Below are 16,776 nucleotides of genomic sequence, written 5' to 3'. Positions count from 1 at the left end.
TTTGAAACGGAGAGGATCAAAAGCTTACTATTAATCTATTTAAAGATCAGTTTTCAGCAGTCTTTGTGATATTTTTTCTAACTCAAATTATCATACAATAAAAACATAAATAAACTATACTATATTATATTTTCATTAATCCTTATCCATCTTCAACCGAGTAATTGAGTTACGTTTTCTTTATTATTGATCTCGGTTGAATTTTTACAAAGCAAATAATGTAGATAGAACCAAACTATTTGATGATAAAAGAAATTATTAATATAATGATGAAGAATGAATTGTAATTATAAAGAGGTTCAATTTCATTTCGGAGGTTGAGTTCAGGCTCAATAGAATAATAGAAATAGTATTGATCTTTTACAGAACCAAAGTAAAATAATGGTTTATATCTTTTACTGAACATGTAGAGTGTAAATTTCATTATTCTTCAACCGAGTAATGGTGCGTTTTTACTTTTCATCTGCTGTTTTCTCGGTTGAAGTTTTAGAAAAGTTACGGAAGATGTTTTTAAGACTACAGCTTTTTTCTCCAAGCAGTTGAGTTAGTTGTTTTTAAAATATAATTTTTTCTGCATAATACTTGAAAACTTGTCATATGATAAAAAAATACAAATGGTTATATTTTTGGGTTGTATTCCTCTGGAGTCACCCAACATTGAATGCACAATCCTGTACGCCAGGTCAGCTTTATGCAGTGAATGGTAGCGCAATTACAACGCCCGCAAATCAGGCAGCAGCTGTCCAACAGGGCTTATATTTAATGAATACTACTACAGAAGCTGTTACTCTTAGGGTTCAAAATTTATTTGCGGGAGGAGCTGCATTAGCAGAAGTAAACGCGGGAGGCACTCCTGCAACCAGCGCTTTTGGGCTGGATATACCCAACAATATTATTTGGTTTTGCAATAGAGGAATCGGAACAGTTGCCCCAAATAGTCTTCCTAAAATATTTTCATATAATCTAAATAATAGTACTTATGGTACTACCGTTGCCACATTTGCAGGTATTAGTGGTGTACAAAATATTAATAAAGCAGCATATAATCCGGCAGATGGAAATATTTATTTTCATAACTCCGGTAATAATCATCTATATAAATTTAATCCCTCTACTCCTTCTGTAGCAGCAATAGATATTGGTGTTCTCTTTGAACCAACTGTCGGATCAACTGTTTCAAGCTATGGAGGTGGAGATATTGCCTTTGATGGATTAGGAAATCTTACAGGTGCATTTAGCTCAGCTAACATCTTGGCTATTTTTCCGGGATCCTACAATTCAGCAGGTGTTTATTTAGGACTTGCGGGATCAGGAACTTCTACAAGTACTATCACAGGACAAAAATTTGCTAATCTAACCTCTGCTCCGTCATCTGTTGGATTTTTAACCGATGGTAATTTTATTGTAGGAGGTCTAAATGGCACAAGTAATATCAATACAACTACTGGTGTGGAAAACGATTTAGGGTCTACTAATTTTCCATCTTCGGATTTTGCTTCCTGTGCAGCACCTACTCCCAATTTAGTGGTAAATAAAGCTGCAACGATTAATTGTGATCCTACAACATCTACTATTATCTATACTATTACTATTCAGAACACAGGATCTTTCCATGCAATTACTACAAAATTAATTGATGCCTTACCTTCTGGGATCACATTAGTTTCAGGAACATTAAACGGAACAGCAATACCGGGACTCACAGCTACAGCGCTGGCAAATGGGATAGATGTAAAATCACCTACAGGACTTTCTGGACAGATCCTAAAAGGAGAAACGGCTACAATAGTTTTAAATTGTACTGCATCTACTAACGGATCAGTTCTTACCAACCAAGCATTTGTAAAATATACCGGAGTAGAATCTTTAAATTTACCGAATGATGAAATTGTTTCCAACGACCCCAGTACATCTATAGCAAATGATGCTACAGTAATTAGATCATGTGCTATAATCGCAAGCGGAAATGTATTTAATGATATTAACGGACTTTCAGACAATACGGTTAACGGAATAGGAACTAATGCTGGTGGAGTAAACGCAGTTCTTTACAATACCACAACCGGAGCAGTATCACAAGTGGTTCCTGTTAATTTAAATGGAACATATGCATTATCAGGTTTGTTAGGAATGGGATACACTATTGTTCTTACCACGGCTAATCCTGTAATAGGTTCCACAATGCTTCCCACGTCAATACTACCCAATAACTGGACTTCTGTCGGTGAAAATATTGGTACAACAACAGGTAATGACGGAACAGTCAATGGAATTATTCCTCTTGGTACTCCGACTTCAGGTCTTACCAACGTCAACTTTGGAATAGATGAAAGACCTACTGCAAACAACAATACCTCATCTACTATTCTTAATCCTGAAGGATCTAATAGTGCAATTGTCCCTGCAAGTGTGTTTAGTGGTACGGATCTAAATGGCGGAATAATAACTTCAATAACTATCACTGCATTTCCTACAGGGATTAGTTCAATAACAATTAACGGTAATAATTATACTTCAGGAACATTTCCTTCAGTCGGAATTACTGTACCAGCAACTTCTACAGGTAACCCAACACAACAAATTTTAGTAGATCCTTCTTTTACAGGTGTAGGCAATGTGGTTATTCTCTATCAAGTAACAGATAACGCAGGTATAAAAAGCTCTAATACAGCATCGGCCACAATTCCTTTTAATAATCTTTGCGACAGTAGCTCACCTAATTTTGTAGACACCGATAGTGACGGAAATGGTAATGTCTGCGATATAGATGATGATAATGACGGGATTCCTGATTCAGTAGAATTCAACGAACAAATTAAATGTTTAGATTGGTCAGGAATTAGTGACAGCAATCCCAATATCACAACACCCCTGACACTTAACAGCAACGGGGCAGGAAGTTATTCTGTAAATTATACTGCAGTTTTTACAAAAAACGGTGTTTCCTCTACTGAAATATCAAGTTTTACTGCACCGAAAGGAAACAGTAGTGGTGATGTTTCTTTAGGAATTAATGCTACAAGCGGCACAGGAAATGAAAGCGAGTATATGCAGTATGTGATTAATTTTACGAAACCTACCATGGTACGAATATCTGAGCATGTACAAAGTTTTGGTCCTTTCAATGCTGCTGATAGCTGGAGGTTAACGGCTGCAGGAGGATTCATCATAGTGAATAGTACAGGAATAAATGTTATATCAAACACAGGAAGCGAAATAAGGTTTGATCCCGCAGCAACTGCCAATCAACCTTTTGAGATACGCACTACACAGCCTGTCACTTCAATAACGCTTAAAATGTGGACCAACAATAATACCAACAATTTATCACCTCTAAAAGTCTGTGCTGTCTTGCCAATGGACACAGATAATGACGGAGCACCGGATTATTTAGATTTAGATTCTGATAATGACGGTTGTTCGGACGCAATTGAAGGCGATGAAAATATTTTATCTACACAGTTAAATGCAGATGGAAGCATCAATACTAATTTACCATCACCTAACAATGGCGTTGGAAACACATCCGGAACTAGTTTAGGAGTTCCTAATTTGGTAAATTCCGGAGGTTCAGCAGATTTGGGAAGCGATATCGGTCAAGGATCAGGAAGTTCTTTAAATAATTTAATCAATGCATGCGCTTGTTACAATAATCCCAATACTTCAACACTAGGGATACCAACAAACCACGGTATTACCTTGTTGAAAAGAGCGGGAGCAGAAAACGGTAACTGGCCAATGATAAGAACTTCTGCGCATACTGTGTTGGAGTCGAACACTAAAGGATTTGTGATAACGAGAATGACCTCGGATCCCGCACAAACAAGTGCTGCAAATCATCTCAATAAAATTACGAATCCACAGGAAGGAATGATGGTATATGATTTATTCAGCAAATGTTTGAAGATTTACTCAGATGCTGCATGGAGCTGTTTCTCAACTCCAGCTTGTCCGTAAATTTTGTAGAACGGACACAGTATGCTGTAACAAATGTTTAGGAAGTACATTATTGATGACTGTCAGGTACTTTCTCAAACATTTTTAAATAATTTATAATTAACAAAGATGAATTCACTTAAAAATATTATCGTAATAATCGCATTTTCACTTTCAGGAAATACCTTTTCACAGGTTCTCATAGGAGGTGCGGTAGGAACTGCAACTGATAAAACTTCTGTCTTATTAGAATTTGCCAATACCAATAATAAAGGTGTTATTTTACCTTATGTGAGAGCAAAAACAACAACACCCACTCAAGGCTCAATTATCCTGGACGCAAGTATTCCCACCGATGCAAGAGTAAAGTTTTATAACGGAAACACTGCACCGGGTTCCGGAGGCTGGGTAGATATAAGTGGGCAGGGAGCAGACATCACCAATGCATTAGCAATTCAGCCAACATCGGCACAGGTACCGGAACCTGACGAAGCGAAAACCATTATTGGAGCGAATACCACAAGTATTAATGATGGTGTCATAGTATTAGAATCCACGACAAGGGCGATGGTTTTGCCGACAGTAAGTGATGTAAATAACATTCCTACCCCATCACCAGGAATGATGGTTTATGTGAATAAAGCCGGAGCAAAACGCCTCGCTGTTTATAATGGCAGTAAATGGTCGTTCTGGAAACCTTAAAAATATTTTGCTGCATGCATAATTATTTTAATTTAAAAAAAATAAGAGTCAGATTTAAAAAATTAATTAGAAAAATAATAGTGACGATCAAGAATTATCTCTTCGTAAAAGACCTGTAATAGAAATATTCTCTGGCAAACAATTATTAATTTTTTTACTATTAACTATTTGTCAGATTAGATTATAAAACCCTTTTTTATCTTCAACCGAGAGTTGTGTTGTGTTAAGCTTTCATTTTTATTGATTTGCTCGGTTGAAGTTTAAAATATTATTTATAATAAAATTTTAATATAAAGTACTGTAACTTTTGAAAAAAGATATTAAAGAATAACTAATGACCATCATAATAGTGATTTTTGGTTTGTTACAAAATCATTAAAACTCAATTGATGAGAAATGAAGCTTTCCTTTGGTAAGTTTCATGCCTCCAGCAGACATACAATCTTCTCATGCATATTTTGTGTCAATGTTGGAGGCTTATTTTATGCAGAGATTAAAACGGATGTGAATTCGTATTGACTATATACTTTTACTTTCGTGCCTTCAACATACAGTATTTCCATAGGCATCGCAAATTTTGTTGTACGGATATGTTGAAGGTTCATTTTTATTAATAAATATGCTATGAGTACAGACTTTAAAGATATTGTTATAGGAAATTTAATCAGACAGAGAGTGTCAGACAGAGATATTGGAATGTCAAGAATCTGTAAATTTTTAAATTCTACTGAAGAAGAGATCACACAAATGTACAAATCTTCAAGCCTGGATACAGAGACTTTGCTCAGATGGAGCAAATTGTTAGAATATGATTTTTTCAGACTTTACTCTCAACATCTGATTTTGTATGCACCTCCTGCCAACAGTAACTACAATGTTATTAAAGAAAAGCAATCAATATTGCCAAAATTCAGAAAGCATATTTATACTTTTGAAATCATCCGTTTTCTTTTGGAACAGATACAGACAGGACAAAAAACGAAGAAGCAAATAATCGAAGAATATCGTATCCCAAAAACAACTTTATACAAATGGATTGACAAATATGATGAAAAAAAATAATCAATCATCGGGTCCGGATTACAAAAAGATCTATATGGATATTATACACTTAAAATATCCAGAAAAGCAACAATATTGCATCAAAATATTGTCAAAAGATAAACTTTCTGCGACAGACATTATAAGACTTAATAAAATTATATTCTCTCTACATAGTGAAACAACTTTTTCTCTTAATCAGAAACATAGATGTTACGATAAGCCCGCGATCTTAGAAATACTTGATTATCAAAAAAAACATAATTTAAATAACACTCAAGTATCTAAACATTTTAAGATAAGCAGAAATACTTTAGCAAAATGGAAGAAAAAGTTTTTGGTTTAATTTAAACATTATACCTCTAGAAATTCTTCTATTTTTATTTTATTCATCTTATCACGAAATAAAACAATATTCTTTGATAGTTTCTTGATACCGAAAACACTCATTTTTGTAATCGTCAAAAATCACTTATAAATCCACATCAAGACCGGCTTCGCAGATTTTTCAATCAAAGGATCAATCTTTCTCATTGCGTTATTTGAAATCGTAGGACAACCCCAACCTTCCGGTGAACCATTAGGGAAAACCTCTTGATCACTCATCAAATTCCAGGAATGAAAAACGATGAATCTTTTCAGAGCATTGCTGTTGGTATTTTCCAAACCGTGCATAAGGTATTTGACGTTAATCCCCCAATCACTCCTACCTCTCTCGCCCAATTGATATTTCCCCAACGCTGAAAGATGACTTCCGTCTTCATTGCTGAATTCCGGGTTTTCTTTTGATTCATCGCTGCTCCAAGAATTTGTACCGCAACCGTGACCAACCAGATATTTACCTGAAATTCTGTTTTCTTTAAAATTCCATACCACAAAGCGATTCACTCCGGAATGAAGACTCATATCAATTAAAACACAGAAATCAGTATTCATCTTTTTGCTTTTGCAAAATTGTAGCGCTTCCTCCGCTTGCTTTTTTGTTTTGACTAAATCTAATTCAGGTTTGTCTGTTTCTTCTATATTTTTATTCTCAAAAATGATAGAACCGACAGATTTTTTCGGCTCATTTTGGCAAGACGAAAAAATGAATACAAAGAAAAATAAATAGAATATTCTAAACATACTTATTTATAATGCTGGAAAATCCCTGTATCTGTCGGAGTCCAAAGTGCAGCTTTTTGTCCTGCAGATTTTAATGCATTATTTGCCCAGGTATTGCAGGTATCGAGAAAACTGTATCTTCCCTGTGCATCGTAAAAAGCATCATTATCACTATATACCGCGTTGGTTGGAATTAATACATAATTTCCGTTTTCATCTTTGTCAAATTTGGAATCAACGAATTTTACCAATTCTCTGTACTGACTTTTGCTGATCATGATTTTTTTGCAATCTGCAGCTTCTGTCATTTTTTTGTAGTATGAACAGTGCATTGCCGATTCGCTCAGCCAGAATGCAGCTTTAAATGCCGTTGAGAATTTCAGGTCGGCCCAAGTCGGAGTATCCAAATAAAAACCTTTGTCGCCCCACCCGATTCCTATATAGTTGTAGTCCGTTTTTTTCGATTTTGTATTGGCAAAAGGAATTTTAGAACTCCAGTCATAAAGATCATTTTTTACAGGCATCACAATATCTGTATGAACTCCGTTGGTATAAATGTAAATGGGAATTTCCTTTTTCTCACCATCATCTTTGGCTGAAACTTCTATAAAAGGAAGTGCCAATCCCAAAAGAACATACAGCACGACAATTCCCAGAATAATTCCTAAGGTTTTTAAAAAGTAGATCAATATAATTTTAGCACTCATGTTTTTAATTATTGATTAATGAATTTTAATTTCAATTTTTCGTAAAAGTATTTGTTTTAATCGGAAAAATCAGTAAATTTAGATAGTAAACTTTCACAAATATGCACAAAAACACGAAATCTCAGAAAAGATTCAAAGTAAGAGTAAAAACAGCGCCGAAAAGAGTACCAAAAAAACGTTGATTTTTTGAGAGATCTTATCTCCTAAAAGTCATCTTTTTCTTTTTTTGGAAAGGCTTTTTTAAATTTACAGATCATGTTCTTTTAATCTCCTTGAAGCTAGAACTTCAGGGCATGATCAACAACCCTCTTTATTTTTGGAACCGAAAATTCCGAAAAGGATATTTAATCAAAAAATTTAGATTAAATTTAAATCTAAGATCAGTCTAAAAATTCAATATTTCTTTTCAATCCCGCAAATTTCGTTCTCTTCACAGGAGATTTTCTGAAAATTTCTGAGAATATTTCCTGAGTTAGTTCTTTCCATTCTCCTTTTTTGAAGTTTTTTAAAAATTCGTTAGGCTTAAATCTGCTCTGAAGATTAGGAGCCGAAAAACGATTCCACGGACAAACATCCTGACAAATATCGCAACCAAACATCCAGTCCTCCATTTTATCTTTAAAATGATCAGGAATATCATCTTTCAGTTCTATCGTTGCATAAGAAATACATTTACTTCCGTCAATAATTTTGTCTGAAACAATCGCATCTGTGGGACAGGCATCAATACATTTCCGACAGCTTCCGCAATGATCTGTCGTTTCGTTATCAGCAATTAATTCCAGATCACAGATGATTTCAGCTAAAAAATAGAATGATCCACTTTGTTTTGTAATTAAATTGGCATTCTTCCCTACCCAACCAATTCCTGATTTTTTTGCCCAGCTTCTTTCTAAAACCGGAGCAGAATCTACAAAAACACGAAAACCAAAATCACCGATTTCATCCTGTAATTCGACAACCATTTCACGAAGAATTTCTTTTATCACTTCATGATAATCTTCAGCATAAGCATATTTTGAAATTTTAAAATTCTCTAAAGTAGAAATCTTCTCTTCAGGAAAATAGTTGTAAGAAAGCGAAATCACAGATTTTGAACCTTCCACCAGCAATCTAGGATCTAGTCTTTTGTCGAAATGATTTTCCATGTATTTCATCTCGCCATGGAAACTATTTTTCAGCCACTTTTCCAAATGTCGCGCATCATCTTCGAGAAAATCTGCTTTCGAAATACCACAATTCTGGAAACCAAAACTTTTGGCTTTGGCTTTAATTAAATGTGAATATTTTTCTGCAGATGAATTCATGATTTTACATTGCAAAACTAAGATTATTTTATAAATTTGTTGGTCTTTGGATTTGTGAAAAATTCATAATCCATTTTATCAGTTTTAACTCTAAATAATAAAATACTATGTCTTTATCAGAAGTTATAAAATCAGGAAATTATGAATTAATCGACGTTCGTGAGCCAATGGAATTGGAAATGGACGGAAATATTGAAGGTGCTCAAAATATCCCTCTTGGGGAAGTAGAAGACAGAAAAGAAGAGATTTTGTCGATCGAAAAGCCGGTGATTCTATTTTGCAGAAGCGGAAATAGAAGCGGAAAAGCTTTAGACTTTCTGGAATCTCAGGGATTAAAAGACGGTTACAATGGCGGAGGCTGGGCTGAATTAAAGGCAAATCTGGAAGCAAATCAAGGAACTTTTTAAGTTCCTTTTTTTATTTAAAATCTATTAATCATGAGCCTTAAAGAAAATTTCATCAACCTCTGTCTTCAATTTAATGAAGATCATATTTTCATTGAAAATCTTTGGACAGAAATTGAAAAGAAATATTCTGAAAAAGGACGGCATTATCACAACCTGCAACATCTTGAGAATATGTTTTCTGAATTGGAATTGGTGAAAAATAAAATCCTGAATTTTAATACTATTTCTTTTTCAGTTTTTTATCATGACGTGATTTACGATGCAACTTCAAAGCTGAATGAAGAGAAAAGTGCAGAATTTGCAGAATCAAGACTTCAAAAGTTAGGTTTAAATGAAACTGATATTGCAGAAATCTCAGAGCAAATTTTAGCAACAAAATCTCATCAACAATCCGAAAAAAGTGACATCAATTATTTATTGGATGCTGATTTGTCTGTCTTAGGGAAAGATTTTAAAACCTACTTAGAATATACTAAAAAAATCAGAAAAGAATATTCAATTTATCCCGATTTGCTTTATAAACCTGGAAGAAAAAAGGTTTTGAAGCATTTTATTGAGCTTGAAAATATTTTCAAAACTGAGGAGTTTAGGAATAGATATGAAAATCAGGCGAAGGAAAATATTGAAGTTGAGATTTGTACTTTATAAGTACTTACAATTTGTTCAATATTTAATAGTATTATTTTACTGGATATTTTATTACTTCAGAAATTTCAATTGGGTTGTTATTTCTTCTAATAAACTCCTGTTTTTCTTTTGTCATTTGATTTATGTTAGGTTTGTCAAGTTCGCCAATAGAATTTTCTATCATTTCGCCGTCATTTCGCATTTCTCTATAGGGATCATTGTAATAATCTAGACTTATTTTCACATATTCTTTTTTAGAAATTTTAATTGCAACAAAATCGTTACCTGTATTATTGTTAGTATAATATTTTTTAATACTTTTAAATTCAAATAAATAGTTTTGCTTAGAATCTTCTAAATATAAAATTGCACCTGGAAGTCCATCAAATAGATATGGTCCGAAATTTAATGAAACATCACTCGTAAACCATGCGATCCAATCTCTTCCTTTGTATGTTAAAGTCGCTTTCTGACATTGATATTTACCTATTTTTTTTGTTTCCTTTAAAATTTTCCAATTAAATTTATTTTTGATTTCAGTTAACTTATATATGTTGCTGTTAGGTGGAAAGTTATAAAATTTGGTTATTGTCGAGTTTTTTTTATCATTAATAATAAAAAAATTAGAATCAAACATTGATTTATATGCTTCTTTCCCAAGTTTTATATTTTCATTATAAATCGAATCTCTTTTATAAAAATCGTATGAATAAAATTTTGAAATATTATCATTTATTTGCAGTAGTATATTTTTTCTAGATACTACATTTTTGGTAGAATCTGTCCTGTAAGTAAGCTCATAGATTACTTTATACTTTTGCGAGTAAATATGGTTATTTATCATAAAAATGAAAAAAAAATTGAATAAATATTTCATATAAATAATTTTAGAGAATGGCATGAGAGTCATGCCATTCAAATTTTAATAACATTTACCGTCAGATCCTGAAGAATATGTTTCACAAATTTGACCTGCCTTTGCGTGACATGGACCTTTTCCTGAAGATAATATTTTTCCCTTAGAACCATCTGGATTTCTAGCATAATGTACATGGCAATCATTTGCTGCACTAATGTCAAAAGATGCTTGAAGAGTACCTCCTTCAATTGTTTTTAAGCTATTTCTTGAAAGTTTTTTTTAAATTTTGCATTTTTTAATTAAATTTAAAATTATTGATTAGATTTTTGTCATACAATCCCTGACATGGGATTTTTGCTGATCAGCATTATTATTCTTTTTTGCGCGCACAATAAAAATAATTTTGTCACTCTTGACATTCCAAAAATATAGATCTACCCTGAAATAATTTCAAGGTTTTTATGTGAATTTTATGTGAATATCACAACATAAATAATATATTTGTACTACACAAAATTTAAATGATGGTAAAAAATAAACTTATTCAGGCTCGTAAGGCAAAATATACTCAGGAAAACATGGCTAAAATATTACACATGACACAATCTCAATATCAAAGAAGAGAAAAGGGAGAAATTAAAATCTCGGATGAAGAATGGGAGCGTATTGCCAAAGCTTTAGATACCAAAGTAGAAGATATAAAAGAAAATGATTCTAATCTTCAAATAAATAATTACGACAATCAGTCAAGTAATTATTCCGCGAGTAATAATTATTTTCATAATATCCCAGATTATATCCTAGAAAATCAACAAGATTACATCAATCTTTTAAAAAAGGAAATTCAAAATTTAAAAGAAGAGATTATTACTTTAAAATCGCAATAAGATTTTCTACTTTCTCATAATAATCAAATACAAAAAGCATCTCGTAAGATGCTTTTTGTATTTGAAGTTATTCATAGAATATATTTTCTCTCATTTATATATTTCCTCAACCAAAAAATTCTTACAAATAAAATCACAAAATAAAATTTACATTTTTTTTATTTATAATTTTTGATAAAAAAAATATAATCGTATTATGTTGATTGATAAATCAATATGACTAGAAAAAACACGCATAATAATACCATTTGCTGTCATATAGATAAAATTTCAAATAAAAATCAACCAGTATATTTGCATTCACAGTTAATATGTTCCTGTAAATCAAATTAACAAAACACACTTTATGAAAAAAATTTTATTTGCATTCTGTGCAGTCATCTGCTCATTTGCCTACTCACAAACCCTTTCTTTTACCGATCCTAAATTCAAAACGTTAATCCTAAGTTCTAATTCGAACAATGAAATTGCGAAAAACGCAACTGGAAACTATATCGCAGTTGATACGAACGGAGATGGTGAAGTTCAAGTTTCTGAAGCACAACAAGTGAAAATACTGACAATCAAACTTTCAGTCTTTAATTCTAATTCAGTTCCTGATAACATCAATGATGCTACCAAATTTACAAATGTAGAAGAGCTTTATATTTACCATGCAAATTCTATTATTTTAGATTATACAAACAACAACAAAATTAGAAAAACCAAATATGTGCCTACGGGTGATGTTTATCCATCTGTAATCTCATATTCCTTCAATAATTGCTTATCATTACAAAATCTTAATGATGTAATAACCTCTCCCATTAATTCATTTTTTCCAATAAATGCAGAAACTTTAACAGTAAAAAATTGTTCTGGAGTTAATATTAATCAAAATATAGAAGGCAGACTTAAGGATCTCTATATTGAAAACTGCCCTATAGTTAATTTAGGAATAATTATGGGTAATGACTTCAGGAAGCTACATGTACCCAATAATAATTCTTTAGAAAAAATTAATTTTTCCACAGTTATATTTCCATACTACACCTATTTGGAGACAGAATTAGTTGCGAATAATTGTGAAAACCTGCAGGAAATTACTACAGCAGGAGATTCTAGTAACAATTCTATGGTTTTCATTTCTTCTATTAATATTAATGGATGTAGTAACTTAAAAAAACTTAAAGGAATAAACTATCAGAATATTAATCTTTCTGGTGCCGGTCTGATCAATCTTGAAGAATTAGATTGTGCATTTTATAACAGATACGGTTACACAGCAAGTTCGATGGGAAATGTAGTTACAGGAAATGTTAATACATTAAATCTTGCAGGACTGCCTAAACTAAAAAAATTAATAGCCTTTAATCAGCCTCTCAATTCTGCAAATATAAATGTTTGCCCACTTTTACAAGAAATAAATATTGTAACATCATGTCAATATTTAAGTAATTTAGACGTTAGCAATTTAACTGCATTGCATACACTTTTAGCTTTTGACGGTGCTTCAAATGACTATACCCTACCTCAGAATTTGCAGAATATAAATGCACAAAATTGTACCGCTCTTATGACTTTAGAAATCTGGGGGAACAATGATTTGAAAAGTTTAAATTTACAAAACTGTTCAAGTCTGCAATCTCTCAATCTGGGCATCAACTTATCTGCATCTACATATTACAACTTTAATGAACTCAATACACTAAGTCTTCTTCAATGTACTTCTCTTGAAGAATTAGAAATGATAGAAACAAAAGTAAATACTTTAGATATTTCCGACTGTACACAATTAAAATCATTAAAACTTAAAGATCTTGAATTTCTATCTCAAGTAGATATATCAAATAATGTTGCTTTAGAGGACTTAGCTATAAAAAATTTACCCTTACTCTCAAATATAAATTCTTCTAATAATGTCAATTTAAAAACCGCAGTTATCAATGAATGTCCACAAATTACTCAAGTAGATTTCTCAAGCAACTCTTACTTAGAATCACTTTCTGTAGCAGATATGATCAATCTCACTTCAGTCAATATTAGGAATGGATCTATTGAGCAGTCAATTATGTTTTATGGCACGATGTACAATCCCACTCCGTCTATCAATCCCAATTTGTCAGTATGTGTAGATGATGGTCAATTGACTCAGTTATCAACTACTTATCCGGATATTAATTTTTCAAATAATTGCAACAATTTGATCACCACTATCTGGAACGGAACAAACTGGAGTAATGGCATTCCTACAGCCTCAGTAAATGCAATCATCAATGCACCATATTCTACAGCATCTAATCCTGCTTTCACGGCTAAGAATGTTATTGTTAACAACGGAGGTGTTTTAGAAATCACTTCAGGAAACACAATCAACGCATTGGATATGACACTAAAAAATGGTGGAAATCTTATTCAAAGAGATGGTTCTACTTTAAATTACACAGGAAGTTTTAGAGTGAAAAAGTTTGGCACAAGTGAAATCGATAAATATGCATTTTGGTCTTCTCCTGTTGTTGCACAAAATTTAAATACGATCTATCCAGATGTTGTTCCTGCATTCATTACAGAATACAATACGGCTACAGATTACTTTGTAACTGCAACGTCAAACAATTCAGCTTTTGCCAAAGGATATTCCATTAAAACTCCGGCTGCATATACTACATTGACATTCACAGGAGTTCCTAACAATGGGAGTCAAACGTACACTTTGGCAACTGGCGGAAACGGATTCAATTTAGTAGGAAACCCTTATCCATCAAACTTAAATCTGAACACTTTTTATACTGCAAACGCTGCAAAAATCTCAAATACTTTCTATTTCTGGGATAATACAAGTAATTCAGTGACTACTCAGAGTGGATCATCAACAACAAACATAGGATACGCTACCTATAATGCGTTAAGCCAGACTTGGGTACAAGCACCAAATGTTTCAGACGTACCAACCGGAAATGTTGCCAATATTGGTCAGGGCTTCTTCGTAAAATCGACCTCTGCAACAGATACTTCTTTAAATTTCACCAACGATATGAGAGTTGCAACTACGGGATCATTTTTTAATAAAAACAATTCTTCAACAGAAGGTAAGTTTTGGTTAAAACTGAACTCTTCTTACAATACGAGCAACACATTTGCAGTTGCTTATATAAATACAGCTTCAGATGCGTATGATAATTATGATTCTAAAGCGATTGGTACAGGATCAGACGCTTTCTACACTACAGCTGATGCACAAAAAATAGTAATTCAGGGGAAAGCCGGTTTTGATATTAATGACGTTGTTCCTGTAGGTTCTAAGCATTTTCAAAACGGAAACTTTGTGATCTCAATGGTTCAGAAAGAAGGAATTTTTGATAGTGCACAAGCAATTTATCTTCATGATAAAAACCTGGGAACATATACAAATCTTCAGAACCAGCCATATTCATTTACGGCAAACGCTGGAGAATTTGGAGACAGATTTGAGATCGTTTATAAATTGGATGTACTGTCTACATCAGAAGTGCAGAAAGATTCTTTTGAAGTTTACAGAGAGGGTGAAGATTTCTATGTAAGAAATAGTAAAAACATCGACACAGTAGAAATATTCGATGCATCAAAAAGAAAGATTCAGCAACTGAAAGCAAATTCGAAATTAGTTCGTGTAAAATTAGAAGCTAAAGGATTATATATTTTGAAAGCAGTTTCTGAAGGAAAAGAATACACTAAAAAAATAATTAAATAACAAAAATGAAAAAGATATTAATAACGTGCTCAATTGTACTTTCTGGTTTTGCTTTTGCGCAAGAGAAAACAGATAATCCATACTTATATAATGAATCTGCTGATACTTCTGCAGGTGATACTTTCCCGGGTAATCCCGGAGATCCAAATGCAGCTCCGATTGATCAATACATTCTTCTTCTTGCATTGGTGGGAATAGCTATAGCTTTCAATTACGGAAGAAGAAAAAAGATTGCTTAGCTTATTAATATTGCATCTGTACATTGCACCCGAAGTTGAACTGCGGGTGTTTTTTTTCTACAAATACTTCAAAAGTTTAGCTTTAACTTTTAATACTAAAGCTTAAGAAACATACGCCAACGATAAAAGCATCTTTTACAAGATGCTTTTTTTATTATTCACAAAAAAAAAATTTGATCATATGTTAAACGTTATTCGATTAAAATCTAGGCATTTTAGCATCTTCAAATTCTTTCAGCAAATTACTGAAAACCATTTCTACCGGCAGAATATCATTAATCAAAGCTGAAACCTGACCGATTTCCAGTTCACCATCTTCCAATTCACCTTCAAACATTCCGCGCTTTGCTCTTGCTCTTCCCAACGCAGCAATCAGAGATTCGGAATTTCTTCCTACATTATAAATTTCTTCAAGTTCGTTAAAGAATTTATTTTTAACCATTCTTACAGGAGCCAATTCTTTCAGAGTAAGATGAGTATCACCCTCATTGAGTTCGGTAATTTTTTTCTTCCAGTTTTCGTGTGCACTTGCTTCAACAGTAGCGGCAAAACGACTTCCGATCTGTACTCCGTCAGCACCTAAAATCATTGCAGCTTTCATCTGTGACCCTAAAGCAATTCCACCAGCGGCAATCAATGGTTTCGAAATATGATTTTTCACGTTAGGAATAAGACAGAAAGTTGTGGTTTCCTCTCTACCGTTGTGACCTCCTGCTTCAAATCCTTCAGCAACAACAGCGTCAACTCCCGCATCTTCACATTTCATGGCAAATTTCGTTGAAGAAACAACATGAGCTACTTTTAATCCTTCTTTTTGAAGAGTTTCTGTATAGGTTTTTGGACTTCCTGCAGAAGTGAAAACTATTTCTACTTTTTCTTCCAAAATAATATTGATGATTTCTTCTAAATTAGGGTAAAGCAAAGCGACATTCACTCCAAATGGTTTGTCTGTAGCTTTCTTGCATTTCTGAATATTTTCGCGTAAAACATCAGGATACATACTCGCAGATCCAATCAAGCCCAATCCGCCACAATTTGAAACAGCCGAAGCTAATCGCCATCCGGAATGCCAAATCATTCCTGCCTGAATGATAGGATACTGAATATTAAACAGTTCGGAGATCCTGTTTCTACCTTCCTGCATCGCTTGAAGTTTTTTGGCTGAATTGAAATCGATAAAATTGCTCATGCTGTAAAAATAGTAAAAACTGAGATTCTACAATAGTTCCGAATCATAATTGCATAAAAAAA

14 protein-coding genes are annotated in these 16,776 nt (G+C 33.0%); 8 read left to right on the top strand and 6 right to left on the bottom strand.

Features of this window, described 5'->3' with window-relative positions; all coding sequences use genetic code 11:
* Positions 1-597: 597 nt before the first annotated feature.
* Both NZ698_RS01240 and NZ698_RS01235 read left to right on the top strand, forming a co-directional pair.
* The gene (locus tag NZ698_RS01240; RefSeq protein WP_263001083.1) at positions 598-3,957 is read left to right on the top strand and encodes a beta strand repeat-containing protein; all 3,360 of its coding nucleotides are present in this window, start codon (positions 598-600) and stop codon (positions 3,955-3,957) included.
* 108 nt (positions 3,958-4,065) lie between these two features.
* Positions 4,066-4,638: a phage tail-like protein gene (locus tag NZ698_RS01235; protein WP_263001081.1), complete on the top strand. Its 573-nt coding sequence runs from the start codon at positions 4,066-4,068 to the stop codon at positions 4,636-4,638.
* Positions 4,639-5,120: 482 nt separating this feature from the next.
* On the opposite strand, the gene NZ698_RS01230 is transcribed toward NZ698_RS01235, so the two are convergent.
* Complete coding sequence (locus tag NZ698_RS01230) at positions 5,121-5,243, bottom strand: hypothetical protein (protein WP_263001079.1); 123 nt, start codon at positions 5,241-5,243, stop codon at positions 5,121-5,123.
* 19 nt (positions 5,244-5,262) lie between these two features.
* On the opposite strand from NZ698_RS01230, the gene NZ698_RS01225 reads away from it, so the two are divergent.
* On the top strand, positions 5,263-5,700 hold the full coding sequence (locus NZ698_RS01225; protein WP_263001077.1) for a transposase: 438 nt from the start codon (positions 5,263-5,265) through the stop codon (positions 5,698-5,700).
* A 447-nt stretch (positions 5,701-6,147) separates the two neighbouring features.
* Here the strand turns inward: NZ698_RS01225 and NZ698_RS01215 are convergent, their stop codons facing one another.
* The 3 genes from NZ698_RS01215 to queG form a co-directional block, all read right to left on the bottom strand.
* Positions 6,148-6,804: a murein L,D-transpeptidase catalytic domain-containing protein gene (locus NZ698_RS01215; RefSeq protein WP_263001075.1), complete on the bottom strand. Its 657-nt coding sequence runs from the start codon at positions 6,802-6,804 to the stop codon at positions 6,148-6,150.
* Between the two features lie 2 nt (positions 6,805-6,806).
* Positions 6,807-7,490, bottom strand: a complete 684-nt coding sequence (locus NZ698_RS01210; protein ID WP_263001073.1) for a TIGR02117 family protein — start codon at positions 7,488-7,490, stop codon at positions 6,807-6,809.
* Between the two features lie 380 nt (positions 7,491-7,870).
* Positions 7,871-8,797, bottom strand: coding sequence for a tRNA epoxyqueuosine(34) reductase QueG (gene queG, locus NZ698_RS01205; RefSeq protein WP_263001071.1), 927 nt, complete (start codon positions 8,795-8,797; stop codon positions 7,871-7,873).
* A 107-nt stretch (positions 8,798-8,904) separates the two neighbouring features.
* On the opposite strand from queG, the gene NZ698_RS01200 reads away from it, so the two are divergent.
* A complete protein-coding gene (locus NZ698_RS01200) occupies positions 8,905-9,204 on the top strand; it encodes a rhodanese-like domain-containing protein (RefSeq protein WP_263001069.1) in 300 nt (99 codons plus the stop codon).
* Positions 9,205-9,234: 30 nt separating this feature from the next.
* Complete coding sequence (locus NZ698_RS01195; protein ID WP_263001067.1) at positions 9,235-9,852, top strand: HD domain-containing protein; 618 nt, start codon at positions 9,235-9,237, stop codon at positions 9,850-9,852.
* 31 nt (positions 9,853-9,883) lie between these two features.
* Here the strand turns inward: NZ698_RS01195 and NZ698_RS01190 are convergent, their stop codons facing one another.
* Positions 9,884-10,708 carry a GLPGLI family protein gene (locus NZ698_RS01190; protein WP_263001065.1) on the bottom strand — a complete coding sequence of 275 codons (825 nt, stop codon included), beginning with the start codon at positions 10,706-10,708 and terminating at the stop codon, positions 9,884-9,886.
* Positions 10,709-11,214: 506 nt separating this feature from the next.
* Here NZ698_RS01190 and NZ698_RS01185 point away from each other — a divergent pair.
* The 3 genes from NZ698_RS01185 to NZ698_RS01175 all read left to right on the top strand — a co-directional run bounded on the left by NZ698_RS01185 (position 11,215) and on the right by NZ698_RS01175 (position 15,525).
* Positions 11,215-11,577: a helix-turn-helix transcriptional regulator gene (locus NZ698_RS01185; RefSeq protein ID WP_263001063.1), complete on the top strand. Its 363-nt coding sequence runs from the start codon at positions 11,215-11,217 to the stop codon at positions 11,575-11,577.
* 346 nt (positions 11,578-11,923) lie between these two features.
* A complete protein-coding gene (locus tag NZ698_RS01180; protein WP_263001061.1) occupies positions 11,924-15,286 on the top strand; it encodes a T9SS type A sorting domain-containing protein in 3,363 nt (1,120 codons plus the stop codon).
* A gap of 5 nt (positions 15,287-15,291) precedes the next feature.
* Positions 15,292-15,525 (top strand): hypothetical protein, encoded by a 234-nt coding sequence (locus NZ698_RS01175; protein WP_263001059.1) that lies wholly within the window; start codon positions 15,292-15,294, stop codon positions 15,523-15,525.
* A gap of 199 nt (positions 15,526-15,724) precedes the next feature.
* Here NZ698_RS01175 and NZ698_RS01170 read toward each other — a convergent pair whose 3' ends face one another.
* Positions 15,725-16,714: an NAD(P)H-dependent flavin oxidoreductase gene (locus NZ698_RS01170; RefSeq protein WP_263001057.1), complete on the bottom strand. Its 990-nt coding sequence runs from the start codon at positions 16,712-16,714 to the stop codon at positions 15,725-15,727.
* Positions 16,715-16,776 lie beyond the last annotated feature (62 nt).

The sequence above is a fragment of the Chryseobacterium edaphi genome (genome assembly GCF_025628985.1).
In the GTDB taxonomy this organism is placed as follows: domain Bacteria; phylum Bacteroidota; class Bacteroidia; order Flavobacteriales; family Weeksellaceae; genus Chryseobacterium; species Chryseobacterium edaphi.
Note: the sequence above shows the minus strand (reverse complement) of the source record. Positions and strands in the feature narration are given on the sequence as shown.